The 16,820-nt window shown below is 55.5% G+C and carries 17 protein-coding genes; 1 reads left to right on the top strand and 16 read right to left on the bottom strand.

From position 1 onward, the window contains the following. Positions 1-602: 602 nt before the first annotated feature. The 3 genes from BN1190_RS07755 to BN1190_RS07745 form a co-directional block, all read right to left on the bottom strand. Positions 603-947: a LapA family protein gene (locus BN1190_RS07755; RefSeq protein ID WP_040286383.1), complete on the bottom strand. Its 345-nt coding sequence runs from the start codon at positions 945-947 to the stop codon at positions 603-605. Positions 948-1,053: 106 nt separating this feature from the next. Next, a complete protein-coding gene (gene secDF / locus BN1190_RS07750; protein WP_040286382.1) occupies positions 1,054-3,330 on the bottom strand; it encodes a protein translocase subunit SecDF in 2,277 nt (758 codons plus the stop codon). A 116-nt stretch (positions 3,331-3,446) separates the two neighbouring features. Continuing rightward, on the bottom strand, positions 3,447-3,764 hold the full coding sequence (locus BN1190_RS07745) for a post-transcriptional regulator (RefSeq protein ID WP_040286381.1): 318 nt from the start codon (positions 3,762-3,764) through the stop codon (positions 3,447-3,449). A 99-nt stretch (positions 3,765-3,863) separates the two neighbouring features. Between BN1190_RS07745 and BN1190_RS07740 the strand changes: the two genes are divergently transcribed. Next, entirely contained in the window at positions 3,864-5,384 is a 1,521-nt protein-coding gene (locus tag BN1190_RS07740; protein WP_040286380.1) for a putative polysaccharide biosynthesis protein, read from the top strand. Here the strand turns inward: BN1190_RS07740 and BN1190_RS07735 are convergent. The 13 genes from BN1190_RS07735 to rpmA form a co-directional block, all read right to left on the bottom strand. Next, positions 5,375-6,016 (bottom strand): DUF421 domain-containing protein, encoded by a 642-nt coding sequence (locus BN1190_RS07735; RefSeq protein WP_040286379.1) that lies wholly within the window; start codon positions 6,014-6,016, stop codon positions 5,375-5,377. The genes BN1190_RS07740 and BN1190_RS07735 overlap by 10 nt on opposite strands. A gap of 120 nt (positions 6,017-6,136) precedes the next feature. Further along, positions 6,137-6,412 (bottom strand): preprotein translocase subunit YajC, encoded by a 276-nt coding sequence (yajC, locus tag BN1190_RS07730; RefSeq protein WP_040286378.1) that lies wholly within the window; start codon positions 6,410-6,412, stop codon positions 6,137-6,139. Between the two features lie 36 nt (positions 6,413-6,448). Beyond that, entirely contained in the window at positions 6,449-7,588 is a 1,140-nt protein-coding gene (gene tgt / locus BN1190_RS07725; protein WP_040286377.1) for a tRNA guanosine(34) transglycosylase Tgt, read from the bottom strand. Beyond that, positions 7,588-8,637 (bottom strand): tRNA preQ1(34) S-adenosylmethionine ribosyltransferase-isomerase QueA, encoded by a 1,050-nt coding sequence (gene queA / locus BN1190_RS07720; RefSeq protein WP_040286376.1) that lies wholly within the window; start codon positions 8,635-8,637, stop codon positions 7,588-7,590. The genes tgt and queA overlap by 1 nt, the downstream gene beginning before the upstream one ends. 90 nt (positions 8,638-8,727) lie before the next feature. Continuing rightward, on the bottom strand, positions 8,728-9,732 hold the full coding sequence (gene ruvB, locus BN1190_RS07715) for a Holliday junction branch migration DNA helicase RuvB (protein ID WP_040286375.1): 1,005 nt from the start codon (positions 9,730-9,732) through the stop codon (positions 8,728-8,730). A gap of 36 nt (positions 9,733-9,768) precedes the next feature. Beyond that, positions 9,769-10,374, bottom strand: a complete 606-nt coding sequence (gene ruvA / locus BN1190_RS07710) for a Holliday junction branch migration protein RuvA (RefSeq protein WP_040286374.1) — start codon at positions 10,372-10,374, stop codon at positions 9,769-9,771. A 117-nt stretch (positions 10,375-10,491) separates the two neighbouring features. Beyond that, on the bottom strand, positions 10,492-11,385 hold the full coding sequence (locus BN1190_RS07705; RefSeq protein ID WP_052461753.1) for a phosphotransferase: 894 nt from the start codon (positions 11,383-11,385) through the stop codon (positions 10,492-10,494). Beyond that, complete coding sequence (safA, locus tag BN1190_RS15315) at positions 11,386-12,672, bottom strand: SafA/ExsA family spore coat assembly protein (RefSeq protein WP_052461752.1); 1,287 nt, start codon at positions 12,670-12,672, stop codon at positions 11,386-11,388. It abuts the gene before it with no gap. Between the two features lie 53 nt (positions 12,673-12,725). Then, positions 12,726-13,610 carry a prephenate dehydratase gene (pheA, locus tag BN1190_RS07695; RefSeq protein WP_040286373.1) on the bottom strand — a complete coding sequence of 295 codons (885 nt, stop codon included), beginning with the start codon at positions 13,608-13,610 and terminating at the stop codon, positions 12,726-12,728. A gap of 14 nt (positions 13,611-13,624) precedes the next feature. Beyond that, positions 13,625-14,080, bottom strand: coding sequence for an ACT domain-containing protein (locus BN1190_RS07690; protein ID WP_040286372.1), 456 nt, complete (start codon positions 14,078-14,080; stop codon positions 13,625-13,627). A gap of 34 nt (positions 14,081-14,114) precedes the next feature. After that, positions 14,115-15,407, bottom strand: a complete 1,293-nt coding sequence (gene obgE / locus BN1190_RS07685) for a GTPase ObgE (RefSeq protein WP_040286371.1) — start codon at positions 15,405-15,407, stop codon at positions 14,115-14,117. An 11-nt stretch (positions 15,408-15,418) separates the two neighbouring features. Continuing rightward, complete coding sequence (locus BN1190_RS07680; protein WP_052461751.1) at positions 15,419-15,943, bottom strand: Spo0B domain-containing protein; 525 nt, start codon at positions 15,941-15,943, stop codon at positions 15,419-15,421. Positions 15,944-16,529: 586 nt separating this feature from the next. Then, positions 16,530-16,820, bottom strand: coding sequence for a 50S ribosomal protein L27 (gene rpmA, locus BN1190_RS07675; RefSeq protein WP_025783524.1), 291 nt, complete (start codon positions 16,818-16,820; stop codon positions 16,530-16,532).

The following is a 16,820-nucleotide window of genomic DNA, read 5'->3' as shown; positions in this document are numbered from 1 at the left end:
TGAACGTATCACTGTGCAGTCACTTCCTCTTCCGCAATTATACAGGGGTTTGCCGATTTCCGAAAGGATTGCGACGGAAAAGGAAAGGATTCTCCTCGCAACCGGCGGAGGAGCAGCAGAAACGTGATTGAAATAAGGGGCAAGTGCTCATTAACCGGGTGAACCGCTCATTAATCTCTGAAAGTGATCATAACTCCTCGATTCTGCTCATAAATCACCGAAAGTGATCATAAAACCTGAAAAGTGATCATAAACTCGCAATTCCGCTCATAAACCATGCGAAAGCGCTCATAACTTCACAAATACAAGGCCGCCCCGGCCCCATGCCCGCGGTGCAACATCAGACACATACTCCCCTGAGACGCGTGAAAAGGCAGCAAGTCAAGAGCTGGCTTGCCGGCTTCGCTCCGCTCCGCATTTTTCTTCAGCTGCAGACTGGCGGGAATATGCGCCTTTCACAGGCTCATAATTGGAAGAGACATTGCTGCGTACTGGATGATCCAGCTGACAGAATCCCCATACTCCGCTGACCGGCTGTTGTACGAGCCTATAAAAACACCGCCAGCATGGATAACAAGTATCCATACTGGCGGTGCTGTTCTTCATTGTTTTGCGTCATACTCATCGGTCATGATTTCATTCGCAAGCTCCGGTGACTTCTGCAGCATGGCGATCTCGTTCTGCTGGTCGGCGATGATGCCTTCCTTTTCGGTGATCTGCCGCTGCAGTACTTTCAATTCGCGACGTGTGCGGACTGTCCGGAACACGGCGAAGAGTCCGCTCACGAGGGCGCCGAGCAGCGCAGACCCTAGTATCACGAGCACGAGCGGCCAATGTGCTTCGCCGAAGACATAATCGACGGGGACTTTCCCGACGTTGAATACTGCAAATACGGCAATTATGATAGCGGCCAATAATCCGACGATCAGCATCCATTGCGACTTCATCCGTCTCAACTCCTTTTGTACTGGCCTGGCCCGCCGCATTGTGGCGGGACGGCATAGAAAAACAGGTATACCTGAGTATACCTGTTCAGAAAGCTCTTGAAACAAATCAGACGACCGGTTCGTCGGATCCCCATTGTTTCTTCTCTTTGACTGTTTTCAGCTTGCCTGTTTTCTTGATCTGCCGCTTTTTCATATCGTACCAAAGCTGTGCGGAGATGTAGATTGACGAATACGTACCGGCGATGAGACCGATCAGCAGCGCAATCGAGAATGGCCGGATCGACGGTGCACCGAGTGCGAGCAGGGCAACGACGACGATCAGCACGGTCAGCACAGTGTTGACCGAACGGCCGAGTGTCTGACGGAGTGATTTGTTGATGATATCCGCCAGTTCTTTCTCGTTGTCAAGATGACCGATCTTGTGCATGTTCTCCCTGATCCGGTCGAACGTGACGATCGTATCGTTGATGGAATACCCGACGATCGTCAGGACTGCAGCGATGAAAGTAATATCCACCTCGAGACGCAGGATGCTGAAGATCGCGATCATGAAGAACGCATCGTGCAGCAGACCCAGAATAGAAGCGACACCCATTCGCCATTCAAAGCGGAATGCGACATAGATGATAATGCCGAGCGCTGCGATGGCGAGGGCTTTGATAGCGTTTTTCACGAGTTCCTTCCCGATTGTCGGTGATACGGTCGACACGTTCGGCTCTGCGCCGTATTTCTCGGCGACTTGCGCTTTCAGGCTGTTGATTTCCTCTTGGCTGAAGTCTTCTTTGTACCGGGCGACCCCGATATTGTTCTTGTCACCAGAAATGACAATATCATCGCTCGGATGTCCGATGTCTTCCAAGTAAGTGCTGACTTCCTGTTTCGTGATTGCATGGTCCGCCAAAATCTCAGCACGCGTACCGCTCGAGAAGTCGATCCCGAGGTTCAGCTTGAAAATGCCGAGAATGATTGCACCGGCAATCAGCAGGACGATGGACAATGTGTAGAAACGCTTGCGTGTATGGACGAAGTCGAAACGGTCGAATTTCGTCGTCAGATCGAGCGTGTCCATATGTTCGCCCGCCGGATGGACCCGTTTCTTCGAGACACCGAACCAGCTGGTCTTCCCGTCGAACAGGCCGCTTTGGACGAGCAGGCCGAGCAGCAGCCGCGCCCCCCATACTGCTGTGATGAAGCTGACTGCGATACTGATGATGAGCATCGTCGCGAATCCTTTGACCGAGCTTGTCCCGAAGATGAACAGGACGACAGCGGCCAGGAGTGTCGTGACGTTGGCGTCAAGGATTGCCGTGAAAGACTCCTTCGCACCTTTGGTAAACGCCGTCTTGATGGAGTTTCCAATCCTCAGTTCCTCTTTGATGCGCTCATAGGTGATGATATTCGCATCGACGGCCATACCGACTCCGAGCAGCAGGGCTGCGATACCCGGCAGTGTCAGCACCCCGTTGATGGCCGTAAAGACGACCATGATCAGGTAGACGTAGACCGAAAGTGTGATGACTGCGACCAGTCCGGGCAGCCGGTAATAGAACAGCATGAACAGGAAGATCGCGGAAATACCGACGATACCTGCTGTGACAGTCTGTTTAAGTGCCTGTTCCCCGAATTGTGCTCCGACGGAAGTCGAGTACATCTCTTCCAGATGGACCGGAAGTGCTCCGGCGTTCAGAATACCGGCAAGATCTTTCGTCTCTTCGACGGTGAAGCTGCCGGAGATTTCAACATTCGAGGAATTGATGGTCTGACGGACGGACGGTGCAGATATGAACCGCGGGTCCGGTTTTTTCATCTCTTCCTTATAGGAATCTTTTCCTTCTTCAAAATCGAGCCAGATGACCATGACGTTCTCCGGTGCTTTGGCTGCGACTTCCGATGTGACTTCCGCAAACTTGGAAGGGTCTTTCATTTCCAATGTGACGACCGGGTTGCCGTTCTCGCCGAAGTTCGCTTTCGCTTTGCCGGCTTTCAGGTCGTTCCCGTCGAGAAGCAGTTTGTCATCCGCATCCCGGAATGTCAGGTTGGCCTGTGTGGACAGCAGTTCCCGTGCCTTCTGCTGGTCTTCGACGCCGGCAAGCTGGACACGGATCCGGTTGTTCGATTCGATCTGGATGCTCGGCTCACTGACACCAAGTACGTCGATCCGGTTGCGGAGCGCTTTCGCTGTGTCCGCGACAACGTCTTCCGTGATTTTCTGGTTGTGATCCCCAGTCTTCAGCGGCTGGACCTCGTACAGGACTTCGAATCCGCCCTGCAGGTCGAGACCGAGTTTTACATTGTTCAATATCGGATTCGCCGTTCCGCCGATCGTTGCTGCAAAAATGACGATCAGCAACAGGAAGGCGACGATCCGTCCTCTTTTCTTCATGATCCGTTTTCCCCCTCTATCCGTGAAGCGGTCGTGCTTTGGTATGTACGTAAGAAACATCAACAAAACAATTATGAGACAGTGCCCGCGCCGTGTCAAATCTAAATGGAAGTTTACTAGTTCTGTTTGTCCTTTCTGGGAGCCAGCAGCAGCTGCAGTTCCTCGCTGTTCAGGTCGGAGAACCAGTCGGATGAACGCTGCTCCTCGATCTGCGTGTAGGTCATATATTCCGCCGGTGTCAATTCCATGACGCCGTTGATGATCTCGTGGGTGCGCATTTCACCGATAATCCGCTTGCGCCATTTCTTCTGCACGCAGTACTTCCAGATATCCGCATCGGTCACCGTTCTGTAGCCGTAGAAATGGAATTCTTCCCGTTTGCTCTCCACTGCAGGACGGACGTGGTTGAATAAGTCTTCGTATTTGATCTCCACTCGCAGTCATCCCTTCTTCTAGCGAAGTTGTAAATACAGTATGTACCGCATACAAGTAGTGTATATGAATTGGCTCGACTTGAGAAGGAGATGTTTTCAATGTCCTCATTTATCCGCGGAACGGTGATCTTGACCTTCGCCGTTTTTATGACGAAATTGCTCGGTTTTGTATACCGCATCCAGTTCATGCGGGTGGCCGGCGAAGAGGCGGTCGGTGTCTATATGACTGCTTACCCGGCGTTCATCTTCTTCCTGTCTCTTGTACAGCTGGGGATCCCGATCGCCATTGCAAAGGTGATCGCCGAGCTGACGGCAAAAGGGCAATCCGCCCGCTTTGCACAAGTGATGCGATCTTCCGTGCTTCTAACAATCATCACCGGACTTATCTTCCTGCCGCTGTCCATCTTGTTTGTCCCGTTCCTGTCGGATACCCTCCTTGGCAATCCGGCGGCATCCGTTACGTTATTTGTAGGCATCGCCATCGTGCCGATCGCGGCGGTCGGCGGAATCATCCGCGGTTATTTCCAGGGGATTGCCAGGCTGGAAGAGACAGCCTGGAGTCAGGTGATCGAGCAGATCGTCCGCATCGGGCTCATCACCTGGATGCTGCCGTACTTCCTGACTGACGGCAGTATTGCCCTGAATGCTGCATATGCGATGGGCATCACTCTTCTTGCAGAAGCCGTGTCGGTCCTCTATTTGTGGATCAAGTTCAAGAAACAGCAAAAAAAGACTGCATCCCTGCAGTCGAAAGACGGACTGTATCCGGTGAACCCTTTGCTTGCGGTCGCCCTGCCTTCTTCAGGCAGCCGGTTGTTCGGCAGTTTCACCTGGTTCCTCGAGCCGATCATCTTCATCCGTGCGCTCGCTGTGTCCGGTCTGACGGCGGCAGCCGCAACATCACTGTACGGAGTCATCTCCGGCGTGCTCATCCCGCTGCTGCTGTTCCCGCAGTTCATACCATATGCGCTGTCCGTCGTACTCGTACCCGCGGTGAGCGGTGCGTCGGCGGCTGGAAATATCAAGAAACTGCAGGAGCGCATCCACTTGTCTCTGCGGTTATCGGCTCTGACCGGTGCATTTGCAGCAGCTGTCTTCTTCGTTCATGGCAAGGAGATGGCCGAGACGCTGTTCCACGTCAAACAGGGGGCCTCGTATATGGTGGTGCTTGCGCCGATCTTCTTCTTTTATTACATTCAGAGCCCTCTGTTCTCGATTTTGCAGGCGACAGATGAAGCGAAAGCCGCGATGATGAATTCCGTGTATGGCGGGATTGCCAAGCTTCTCGTCATGTTTGTCCTGGCGTCCCAGCCCGGACTCCAGGAGACCGGTGCCATCGTGGCGATCGGTTTCGGCGTCCTCATCACGTCCTTCCTGCATATCGCAACGCTGCGCAGGAACCGGAAGACCGCCACCGGCTTCACGATGTTCGTCCTGCCGTATGCATCGTTTATCATCACAGCGGTGCTGCGTCCGATCTTCATCCCGACCGGCGGGTACGGCCTGATCGCGGATTGCAGCATCACTGCCCTGTTCCTGGCGGTCGTCCTGTTCTTCACCGGACAGATCCGCGGGGAGGACTTCAGGCATTTCCGGAAACTTGCCGTGCGTCAGAGGTAATCTTTCTTCAGCTGGACTCTGAAATCATTCCCTTCCAGGGCACAGTAGAACACTTGCGCGGGATCGGTGATTCCTTTCTGTTTCAGTTCATCAAGCAGCCAGTCCTCGCTTTTCTCATAGATGCCGAGGTGCTGGCGGTCGATGTCCCCGTCCAATATGAGCGGCAGGACAGGTTTGGTCTCACCTTTTTTGAATACGGAAAGGTTTCCGGACGGTTCCAAATACGCATAGTCGACTTCGTACACCGAGCCGATCTGCTGTTCACGCAGCTGCTGGAACAGGTCATCCAGGTTGTAGCGCTGCTTCCGCATCTCCTCTTCCTGGATGACCCCATCCCGGATCAAGACAGACGGATCCCCATCGACCACGTCCCGGAACTTTTTGTTTTTCAAAGAGATATAGGAAGACCCGAATTGAATCAGCAGTAAGACGAGCATAGGCAGAATGGAATTGATGAGTTTTTCCTCTGGGGAATCCAGTGCAAAGGCAGCGACCTCCGCGATAATGACGAAAACGACTATATCGATGACACTCAGCTCTCCGACTTCCCGCTTCCCCATCAGCCGCAAAACCAGAACGATAAGCGCATATAAAAAGACGGTACGTAACGCAATAATCAGCAAATCAGGCATACAGGGTCCCTCCTCCTTGCCTTTCAGTCTGCCCCGACCCGCGCCCGTTTAAACAGAGAATAGAAAAAGCTGTCCACCCGGGATTATGAGCCCGGGCGGACAGCTTCATTTTTTCGGTTATCAGATAGCTGGTGTACTTTCCGTCACACGGCCGACAGCCTGCCGGTCGAACTGAAGGACTGTACCATCTGCCATCTTCAAAAACACGGATGTTTCGTCGACTGCATCGATTGTCCCATGCAAGCCGCCGATCGTCACGACACGGTCGCCGCGTTTCAGATTGGTCTGCATTTCTTTTGTCTGCTTCTGGCGTTTTTGCGCCGGACGGATCAGCAAGAACCACATGATGGCGATCATTGCGATGAACGGCAGCAAGTTTACTAACGTTGCACTCATCTAAATTCCCCCCCTACCCTGACTAGTATACAAGAATTAAAAGTTTTTTGCATTTGGTTTGTTGAAACCGTACTGCTCGAAAAACTCTTCCCTGAAATCGCCGAGCCGGTCTTGCCGGATCGCTTCCCGCACTTCCTCCATCAAGTGGAGTAAAAAGTACAGGTTATGATAAGACGCCAGCCGGAGGCCGAAAGTTTCATTGGCCCGGATCAGGTGCCGGATATAGGCCCGGCTGTAATTTTTGCACGCATAGCAGCCGCAGTTTTCGTCGAGAGGACCGAAATCATGTTCATATTTCGCGTTTTTGATGACGACACGGCCGTGGCTCGTCATCAGCGTGCCGTTACGGGCGATCCGTGTCGGCAGGACACAGTCGAACATGTCGACGCCGCGGATCGCGCCGTCGATGAGTGAATCCGGTGAGCCGACGCCCATGAGGTAGCGGGGCTTGTTCTCCGGCAGCAGAGGCGTCGTGAATTCGAGGACCCGGTTCATGACGTCTTTCGGCTCACCGACGGACAGCCCGCCGATTGCATAGCCCGGGAAGTCGAGTGACACGAGATCTTTCGCACTCTGTCTGCGCAGGTCTTCGAATTCGCCGCCTTGGACGATACCGAACAGGCCTTGGTCTTCCGGCCGCTGATGGGCATTCAGGCAGCGTTCCGCCCAGCGCGACGTCCGTTCGACGGACGCTTTCATGTAGTCATGTGTGGCAGGGTACGGCGGACATTCGTCGAACGCCATCATGATATCCGAGCCGAGCGCATTCTGGATTTCCATCGCCTTTTCCGGGCTCAGGAACAGTTTGCTGCCGTTCAGGTGGTGGCGGAAATGGACGCCCTCCTCTTCGATCTTGCGGAAGTCGCTCAAGGAGAACACCTGGAAGCCGCCGGAATCTGTCAGGATCGGCCGGTCCCAGTTCATGAACTTATGCAGTCCGCCTGCTTCCCGGATGATGTCATGGCCGGGCCGCAGCCAGAGGTGGTACGTGTTGCTCAGGATGATGCCTGCACCGATTTCCTTCAGTTCTTCAGGCGACAGCGTCTTGACTGTGGCCATCGTCCCGACCGGCATGAACGCCGGGGTCTCGAACGAGCCGTGCGGGGTGTGGACGATCCCGAGGCGCGCACCCGTCTGTTTGCATGTTTTGATATGTTCGTATGTGACTGCTGGCATTAGTGGTTCCCCTTTCGTGCAGGGCGGATGAACATCGCATCTCCGAAACTGAAGAAACGGTATTTCTCATCGACCGCCTGCTTATAGGCCTGCAAGATGTATTCCCGGGAAGCGAGCGCGGAGACGAGCATGACGAGCGTCGACTTCGGCAGGTGGAAGTTCGTGATCAGCCCATCGACCGCCTTAAACTCATACCCCGGGTAGATGAAAATCGATGTCCAGCCGGAGCCGGCCACGATCTTCCCGTCGTGTTCACTCGCAATCGTTTCGAGCGTCCGAGTCGATGTCGTGCCGACGGAGATCACACGGCCGCCGCGTTCTTTCGCCCGGTTGATGGCCGCAGCGGTCTCCTCGGTCACCTGATAGTACTCCGCGTGCATTTCATGGTCTTCGATCGAATCGACGCTGACAGGACGGAATGTACCCAGACCGACATGCAGTGTGATGAATTCGACATCGACCCCTTTTGCGCGCAGTTCATCGAGCAGTTCCTCCGTGAAATGGAGACCTGCCGTCGGCGCTGCTGCTGAGCCGCGTTCTTTGGCGAATACTGTCTGATAACGCGACTGGTCCTCAAGCGTTTCGGTGATGTACGGAGGAAGCGGCATTTTGCCGAGAGCATCCAGCAGTTCGTAGAAGATGCCTTCGTACGAAAACTTGAACGTGCGTCCACCATGGTCGGCGACAGCCGTGCACTCCGCTGTCAGACGGCCGTCACCGAACGTGATGACCGTACCGGGCTTGACCCGTTTCGCCGGTTTGACGAGCGTCTCCCATTCATTGTCACCGATTTCCTTGAGCAGCAGCACTTCAATCGAAGCACCAGTTTCTTCCTTAACACCGATCAGTCGGGCTGGCAGCACTTTCGTGTCATTCAGCACGAGGACATCCCCTGCCTCCAGTTCATCGATAATGGCGCGGAATTGTGTATGCCGGACCTCCCCGCTTTCGCTGTCGAGCACAAGCAGCCGGCTGGCCGTCCGATCGGCGAGCGGTGTCTGCGCAATCAGTTCCTGGGGCAGGTCGAAGTCAAAGTCATTAACATCCATTGCTATAATCTCCTAACTCATTCAAATCTATGTGCGGAATCACCGTTCCAGCCAAACAAGATGCTGGCAGTCCGGTTTCATCCGGCTTGGTTAATTCAGCTCAGGCACCGGAAGGCCGAAGTGTTCATAGGCGGATGGAGTGGCAATCCGCCCGCGCGGGGTCCGCTGCAGGAAACCTATCTGCAGCAGATACGGCTCGTAGACATCCTCGAGTGTCACGGATTCCTCACCGATACTCGCAGCGAGCGTCTCAAGGCCTACCGGACCGCCGCGGAACCGTTCGATCATCCCTTTCAGCAGCTTATGATCGATATGATCAAGGCCATGGGAGTCGACTTGGAGCATTTCCAGCGCCTCCTGTGCAATTCCGAGAGAAATTGTACCATTCCCGCGCACTTCAGCATAGTCACGCACTCTGCGGAGCAGCCGGTTTGCAATACGCGGAGTCCCCCGTGATCTCCGGGCGATCTCGACTGCAGCCTGATCGTCGATCTTGACGTCGAACACGCCGGCGCTGCGGATGACAATCTCGCGCAGCGGCTCGATTTCATAGTATTCGAGCCGCAGCGGTACGCCGAACCGGTCGCGTAGCGGTGCCGACAGCGAGCCTGCCCGTGTCGTTGCGCCGACCAGTGTGAATGGCGGCAGGTCGAGGCGGATCGATTTCGCGGAAGGCCCTTTGCCCACGACGATATCGAGGGAGAAATCCTCCATCGCCGGGTACAGCACTTCCTCGATCGCCCGGTTAAGCCTATGGATTTCATCGATGAACAGCACATCCCCCGGTTCGAGCGATGATACGACAGCCGCGAGGTCGCCTGGCCGTTCGATGGCAGGACCGCTCGTCATCCGCACATTGACGCCCATCTCGTTCGCGATGACCGATGCGAGCGTCGTCTTCCCGAGTCCCGGCGGTCCGTAGAGCAGTACGTGATCGAGACTTTCGCTTCGCCGTCTCGCCGCCTCGATGAAGATCGACAGATTGTCCTTCACCTTGTCCTGTCCGATATAGTGAGCGAGCATCTGCGGGCGAAGCGACTGCTCGAAGCCCTCATCGAAATCGGACAATTCACTTGACAGTACGCGTGAATCCACGGCACTCCCTCCTTTTCTTATCTATGCCCGCGCAGGTCACTGCTGTTTCAGCAGCAGCTGCAGTGCACGTTTCATGTAGTCTTCCGTTGTCATGTCCTCCTGTTCGAGCACTTTCTTCACTTTCGCCGTTTCCCGCGCCGAGTAGCCGAGCGCCTCAAGTGCAAGCATCGCTTCAGCAAGTGAGTCGTTCTCAGCAAGCGCAAAGAGCGAATCACCGTCTTCCGGCATGTCCACTTCCGTAAACAGATCGGCAAGCTTCCCTTTCAGGTCGAGGATCATCTGGCGGGCCGTCTTCTTGCCGACACCCGGGAACTGGACGAGGAATTTCTCGTCTTCCTGCTCGATCGCCGAGATGACCTGCGACGGGATGCCGCTTGCGAGAATGGCGAGCGCCCCCTTCGGTCCGATACCGGAGACTGTGATCAGTTTCCGGAACAGTTCCCGCTGTTCGAGCGACAGGAAGCCCATCAGCAGTTCCGCATCCTCCCGAACGTGATGGTGGATGAACACCTGCTGGACGCTATCCGTCATATGGAATGCATATGGATTAGGCGTGTAAACCTGGAATCCGATACCGTTCGCTTCTATTGTGATATACTCGGGTGTCACTCTTGTAATGATCCCTTTTATGTAATCATACAATGCTGCTTACCTCCTAGAGTCTTATCATCCAGTATACCACAGACAGACGAAAGCACAGCAAAGTTGGTATTGAAAAAAGAACTGTCCGCTGCCGCGTTTGGCGGCGGCCGACAGTTCTTATGTTCTGTCTTGTTTCCTCTGCAGCTGACTGTCCGAAAAGCGGCACAGCCCCGGCCAGGCGTGCAGTCCCTGTTTCGTGAATTGCACGAGATGGTTCCGGATGCGGTGCCGCCCGGGATCCGGCAGTCCGGCAAAATACAGCCACTCCCGCATGACTTCGTTCGGATACTGCAGCATGATGAGCGCTTCTTCACTCAACTCCTGCAGACGGGGCAGCTCCCGGAACAGCTGCTCCCCGTCATACGCCATATGAGGCAGGACCCGGTGCAGCCAGAGGGCGATTTCGGCAGATGCCGAACCGACAGCCGCAAGGTCGAAGTCGATCAGGTAGACCGTTCCATCGTCTGCTGCGAGCAGATTATGATGGACGACATCCCCATGCAGGATTGTCGGCACTTCTTCCTTTTCACTGACACCCTCCAGCCTCAGCAGCGCCTCTTCTGCATACAGGCAGATATCGCTGAATGCCGAGGTGCCGATATGGCCTGCAATCAGTTCTTCCTGCTGTCTAAACCGTTCCAGCCGCCTCACCCACTTGCGATGCAGATTGAACCGGGGCAGGTAAGTGACGGAATTCCAGTCGATGACCTCACGGGTCGCATGAAGCGCATCGAGCGACCGGAGGGATGCCCTCCGGTCGGTGATGCTCGCGTAATCCACAGGCCGTGTGCCGGACAGCCAAGGCTGGATGATGAGATGGTCGGTCCCTTTGTCGGTCAGCGGAGCGATATATGGGAACCCGACAGCCTGCAGCTGATTGTGCAGTTTCCTCACTTTCCCGGCCCCTTTGCTGTCCTTATACCGTTTGACCGCGAACGACTGGCCTTCTTCCTCAAGGCGCCAGACGTGCGGTTTCACTTCAAAGAATAAGGTTTCCCGTTTTTCCTTCACTTAACAATTATCCATCGGATCCGTTTGTTCCTGGCCGTATCCCGGCATTTCCGGATATTGGGCACCCGGCATCATGGACGGCATAGGCGCCATGTACGGTACCATGCCGTAATAAGGATACGGAGACATCTGGGAGCCGCATGACGTACACAAGTGCATATAGTTCGGATGCTGCGATGCCTGGATACCCGGCATCGGATAGTTCGGCTGCTGATACACCGGCTGCTGGAACTGCGGCTGCTGGTAAGGCGGCTGATGCGGGATCGGCTGCGGAACGTATCCGTTTTCAGGCGGGCAATAGGCTGGCGGTGTCAGATCGAAGCCGGATGACTCATGGGCAGGCGGACGGTGGTAACTGGATTCGCAGTGATCCGTTTCACAATCGGATGGCGACATGCCGGGGAACTGGCCCGGTTTGATCGGTGATTCGTCAGGCGGACAGTCATTCATGTCCGGGGATTCCGGCAGCGGGCTCATGTGAGGCGGCCCCTGCATATCCTGCGGCAGCATCGGCGGAGTCATCGGCGCCGGCTGGACAGGCGGACTCATCGGCGGGACCGGCATCTCCTGTGCAGGCGGCAGATGCTGATGGCCATACGGGTAACAGTCCGCATCATAGATCGGCATCCAGCCGCACGGTATACCGATATACATCGGCTGCATCATCGGCGGCTGCGGATGCGGAACAGGTGCAGGCATCGGCTTTTCACAGACGGGCTTTTCCGCTTCAGGCGGCTTCGGCATCGGAGACGGTTTCACTTCCGGCATCGGTTTGATTTCCGGTTTCGGTTTCGGCTTCGGGACCGGCTTCACTTCCGGTTTCGGCTGAGGCTTCGGCACGGGTTTCACTTCCGGCTGTGGCTTCGGGGCCGGCTTCACCTCTGGTTTCGGCTGCGGCTTCGGAGCTGGTTTCAGTTCCGGTTGCGGCTGCGGTTTCGTCACAGGCGGCACAGGCGGTGTCTGTGGTTTCGCCGGCTTCTCCATGTGCGGTATCTTCTCTTTCGGAGGCTGGCCGCTGTGAGGTTTGGAATGGGGTTTCGTCCCTTTTCCGCCCTCTGGCAGGAAAATTTTCATGCCCGGCACTATGTAGTCCGGGTTCGCGAGATGGGCATTCACCTTTTTCAATTCCTCAAATGAAATTCCGTATTGACGTGCAATCTTCCAAAGCGTGTCACCTTTTACAACAATATGGACATTCACTCTGTAAAGTCCCCCTTCCATCGACTCATCATATGAACGGGCGCTCCGGCATGTGACCGATTCACCGGAGTGCGCCTTCTCATTCATCTATACGAGCCTGCGGAAGGAAATAGACCTGCGAAGACGAAAAAGCCCGCCGATCAGGAATCGGCAGGCAGCAAGTCGTCATATGTATGGTAGGAACCGAACGATGTCACGTCGCAATGGAGTGCTTTCAATTCTTCAAGCGCACCTTTCATCATCGGTTCCCCCTCGGACGCCAGCACATCGACAATGAAGAAATAATTGCCGAGACCTGTTTTCAGCGGCCTCGATTCGATCTTGCTCAAGTTCAGTTTCCGCCAGGCGAAGACGGACAGGATCTGATGCAGCATCCCCGGCTGGTCGTCCTGCGGCAGCTTCACCATAAGAGTCGTTTTCAGCAGTCCCGGGTTTTCCATCTCCAGCGTTTCCTTGCGGAGCGACAGGACAACGAACCGTGTATGGTTGAAATGGAAATCATGGATCGAGGTTTCCGCCATCTCGAGCCCGTATGTTTCCGCGGCAAGCTGGTTGCCGATCGCCGCGATCGGAAGTTCGGGATGTTCGGATACATACTTTGCGGCCGCTGCGGTCGATGACGTCTGGATGAGCGGCACTCTCCGGTAATGAAACTGCAGATACTTATGGCACTGCGCCAGTGCATGCGGATGTGAATGGATGGAGTCGAGTCTGTCCGTTCCGTCCGCCTGTTCCGGATGCACCATCAGATGCTGCCGGATCGGCGTTGACAGTTCGGCGTTGATGTACAATTCACTGCCGTGAAACAAATAATCGATCGTCAGCGGCACCGACCCTTCGAGTGCATTCTCAAGCGGCACGACGGCGTAGGCGACATGCCCCTCCGCCACCGCTTCGATACAGTCCGGAATCGACGGATACGGCACAAGACCGCCCTGCCCGAAAAAACCGCGCGCTGCGATATGGGTGAAAGACGCTTCAGGCCCCAAATATGCGACCGTCGGCTGTGCGGTTTTCCTATTCATCATCAGGTCTCCTCTCAAAGCGCGCCAGAACTGACCAGATGGACGGAATCGACGAAACTCGGTGCGTTCAGTTTGTGGATGAACGTCTCCACCGAGACCGTCATTTCCGTGACGTTCAGCGACAGTGTAATATTGGCTCTTCCCTGTACGGGGATCGTCTGGTGGATCGTCAACACGTTGCAATGGACGGACGAGATGGTCTCCAATAGGACTGCGAGCGATCCTTTCAGATCCTCCAGCTGGATGAACACCGTCAGCACCCGTTCGCGCGCAATCTCCTCGAACGGATAGACGGCGTCCTTATATTTGTAATACGCGCTTCTCGACAGGCCGACCTGCGCAGTCGCCTGCTGGATCGTCGACACGTCACCCGCAGCGAGCAGCCGCTTCGCTTCCAGCATCTTCTGCATGGACTCCGTCAGAACATCTTCGCGCACCAGATAGAACTGGTCCTCTCCCAGCTGCTTCATCGTTCATCCCCCTGCGGCCTTGAATAAGGCCGTCTTACTCGATAAATTCAAATTCAAAGTCAAGCAGGCGCACGATATCCCCATTCTGTGCACCGCGTTCGCGGAGCGCGTCATCGACTCCCATTCCGCGCATCTGGCGCCCGAACTTGCGGACCGACTGATCGAAGTTGAAATCGGTCATCTTGAACATGCGCTCGATCGCGTATCCAGAAAGGACATAGGCACCGTCGTCATCGCGTGTGATTTTGAAGTCCGGTGTTTCCGGTTCGTATTTGTACAGGACGGAGTGTTCTTCTTCGTCCTCTGCGGTTTCATGAAGCGGGAAATCAGGCGTCACTTCAAGCAGGTCCGCGATTGCATAGAGCAATTCCTCCAGACCGTTCCTCGTCAGAGCGGAGATCGGGAAGATCTTGTGATCCGTTTTGCCGAGCTGCTCTTTGAACAGTTCCAGATTGTCCGCAGCATCCGGCATGTCCATCTTGTTCGCAACGATGATCTGCGGCCGCTCCGTCAGTCTCAGGTTATACTGTTCGAGCTCTGCGTTGATGGTTTCAAAGTCCTCGAATGGATCGCGTCCTTCCAGACCCGACATATCGATGACGTGGACGATGACCCGTGTCCGCTCGATGTGCCGCAGGAACTGGTGACCGAGCCCGACACCTTCATGGGCGCCTTCGATCAGCCCCGGCAGGTCCGCCATGACAAACGTCCGGTGGTCATCCGTCTCGACGAGTCCGAGGTTCGGGACGAGCGTCGTGAAATGGTAGTCGCCGATCTTCGGCTTGGCAGACGAAATGACGGACAGCAATGTGGATTTTCCGACACTCGGGAAGCCGACGAGTCCGACGTCCGCCAGCACTTTCAGCTCCAGGCTGATTTCGCGCTCGACGCCCGGTTCACCTTTCTCCGACAGTTCTGGAGCCGTGTTCTGAGGAGTCACGAAACGGCTGTTGCCGCGCCCTCCGCGTCCTCCGCGGGCGATGACCGCCCGCTGTCCGTCCTCGACGAGATCGGCGATGATCTCACCTGTTTCGACATCGGTGACGACCGTGCCGGGCGGTACTTTGACGACCATGTCCTCACCCTGGCGTCCATGCTGGTTCTTGTTCGCGCCATGCTGGCCGCGCGGCGCCTTGAAATGGCGCTGATACCGGAAGTCCATGAGCGTGCGCAGGCCTTCGTCCACGACGAATGTGACGTCGCCGCCTTTTCCTCCATCTCCCCCGGCAGGACCGCCGAAGGCAATATACTTCTCGCGGCGGAAAGCGACAATTCCATCGCCGCCGTCGCCGCCTTTTACATACACTTTTACGTGATCGACAAACATGTCAGTTCCTCCTAATGTCCACGGATCGTGAACGTCCAATACTCATTGCTTTTATAGACCTCTGCAGTCCAGTGTTCCCGCTCCTCCGATGTCCATTCGTGCGGTATCGGCTGCACGGGCAGCGTCAGTGTCACTTTCCAGTCCGCATCCTCTGCGGATACCATGATCTCCACGCTGTTATCCGTAAACGGATCCGCATGCTCTTCCAGCTGGCGGAACAGGGCGTCCAGAAACTCCGTGACATCCCGGTCATCGGCCTGCCGCGGTGCGGCCGCCGGAGATGTCTGCGCAACCAGTTCGGCCGCGAACGCCTTGAAATGCCAGCCGAACGTAAGCAACCACGTCTCGAGCGCCGGCAGTCCGAGCCCGGCGACCCGCGATGCCTGCTGCATCCGTTCCGTCGACGCGAGCAGCTGGTCCCGCGCTTCCGGCACACGGCCGAGATCCATCTGCATCAGGATGAGCTGCAGCTCATTCAAAAAGTCGTGCCGCGCATACCGGAGCGCCTGCCGTACTGTCAGTTCCGATTCGTTCATTCCTGTCACCGCCTGCCGTTTCGTTCCTTACAGTATAGCACTATCCGGGCAGGCCGCGTCAAACGGTTTCGCCGGCTGCAGATGCACCCGGTTTTGCAATGAAATTTCTTAGCGCTGTCTACGCCCGCGGCAGTCTGCCGGTTCCGGGAGTCCGTGCTGCCGCGCAGGAAAGGGCTTGAGCAATTATGGGCTGATTCGGGAACGGCCGGCTGTGTTCTCGTATAGCGGTCTCTCTTAGGTCATGAGAAGGGTTTTTGGCGTTCGGGCTGTTGGGGCAGGCTTTATTGCATGAAGTGACCGGTTTTTCGGGGCTTCGTGTAAATAGAGGCCGCCTAATTGCATGAAGGACTGGAATTTCTTCAGCTTCGTGCAATTAGAAGCGTTCTTATTGCATGAACGATCAGTTTTTCTCGGCTTCGTGCAAATAAAGCATTTCTTACTTCGACTCACCCGCATATCCCGCACGCGAACCGCAGTTAGAAGCGCCCCTGCCAAAACTTGACCGGACACCCGGCGCCCGATAATCCCAATCAACCAAAAAAGGACTGCACGCAATGCTGTGTGCAGTCCTTTCTGAATTCAATTCTTATGCTTCCTGCACTGCAGGATACACACTTACTTTTTTCTTGTCGCGGCCGAAACGCTCGAAGCGTACGACGCCGTCAACTTTTGCGAAAAGAGTATCATCGCCTCCGCGGCCTACGTTTTCACCTGGGTGAATTTTCGTTCCGCGCTGACGGTAGAGGATCGATCCGCCAGAAACGAATTGTCCATCGGCACGCTTTGCGCCAAGACGTTTCGATTCGGAGTCACGGCCGTTCTTTGTAGAACCTACCCCTTTTTTCGATGCGAAAAACTGAAGATCCAAACGTAACAT

Source organism: Sporosarcina koreensis (assembly GCF_000826145.2).
Taxonomy (GTDB): Bacteria; Bacillota; Bacilli; order Bacillales_A; family Planococcaceae; genus Sporosarcina; species Sporosarcina trichiuri.
This window is presented reverse-complemented; position numbering and strand designations above follow the sequence as displayed.

What these genes read in the sequence shown, in the direction of transcription:
- BN1190_RS07755 (WP_040286383.1), bottom strand. Translation starts at nt 947, where the DNA reads ATGAAGTCGCAATGGATGCTGATCGTCGGATTATTGGCCGCTATCATA.
- secDF (WP_040286382.1), bottom strand. Translation starts at nt 3,330, where the DNA reads ATGAAGAAAAGAGGACGGATCGTCGCCTTCCTGTTGCTGATCGTCATT.
- BN1190_RS07740 (WP_040286380.1), top strand. Translation starts at nt 3,864, where the DNA reads ATGTCCTCATTTATCCGCGGAACGGTGATCTTGACCTTCGCCGTTTTT.
- BN1190_RS07735 (WP_040286379.1), bottom strand. Translation starts at nt 6,016, where the DNA reads ATGCCTGATTTGCTGATTATTGCGTTACGTACCGTCTTTTTATATGCG.
- yajC (WP_040286378.1), bottom strand. Translation starts at nt 6,412, where the DNA reads ATGAGTGCAACGTTAGTAAACTTGCTGCCGTTCATCGCAATGATCGCC.
- tgt (WP_040286377.1), bottom strand. Translation starts at nt 7,588, where the DNA reads ATGCCAGCAGTCACATACGAACATATCAAAACATGCAAACAGACGGGT.
- queA (WP_040286376.1), bottom strand. Translation starts at nt 8,637, where the DNA reads ATGGATGTTAATGACTTTGACTTCGACCTGCCCCAGGAACTGATTGCG.
- safA (WP_052461752.1), bottom strand. Translation starts at nt 12,672, where the DNA reads ATGAATGAGAAGGCGCACTCCGGTGAATCGGTCACATGCCGGAGCGCC.
- pheA (WP_040286373.1), bottom strand. Translation starts at nt 13,610, where the DNA reads ATGAATAGGAAAACCGCACAGCCGACGGTCGCATATTTGGGGCCTGAA.
- BN1190_RS07690 (WP_040286372.1), bottom strand. Translation starts at nt 14,080, where the DNA reads ATGAAGCAGCTGGGAGAGGACCAGTTCTATCTGGTGCGCGAAGATGTT.
- obgE (WP_040286371.1), bottom strand. Translation starts at nt 15,407, where the DNA reads ATGTTTGTCGATCACGTAAAAGTGTATGTAAAAGGCGGCGACGGCGGC.
- BN1190_RS07680 (WP_052461751.1), bottom strand. Translation starts at nt 15,943, where the DNA reads ATGAACGAATCGGAACTGACAGTACGGCAGGCGCTCCGGTATGCGCGG.
- rpmA (WP_025783524.1), bottom strand. Translation starts at nt 16,820, where the DNA reads ATGTTACGTTTGGATCTTCAGTTTTTCGCATCGAAAAAAGGGGTAGGT.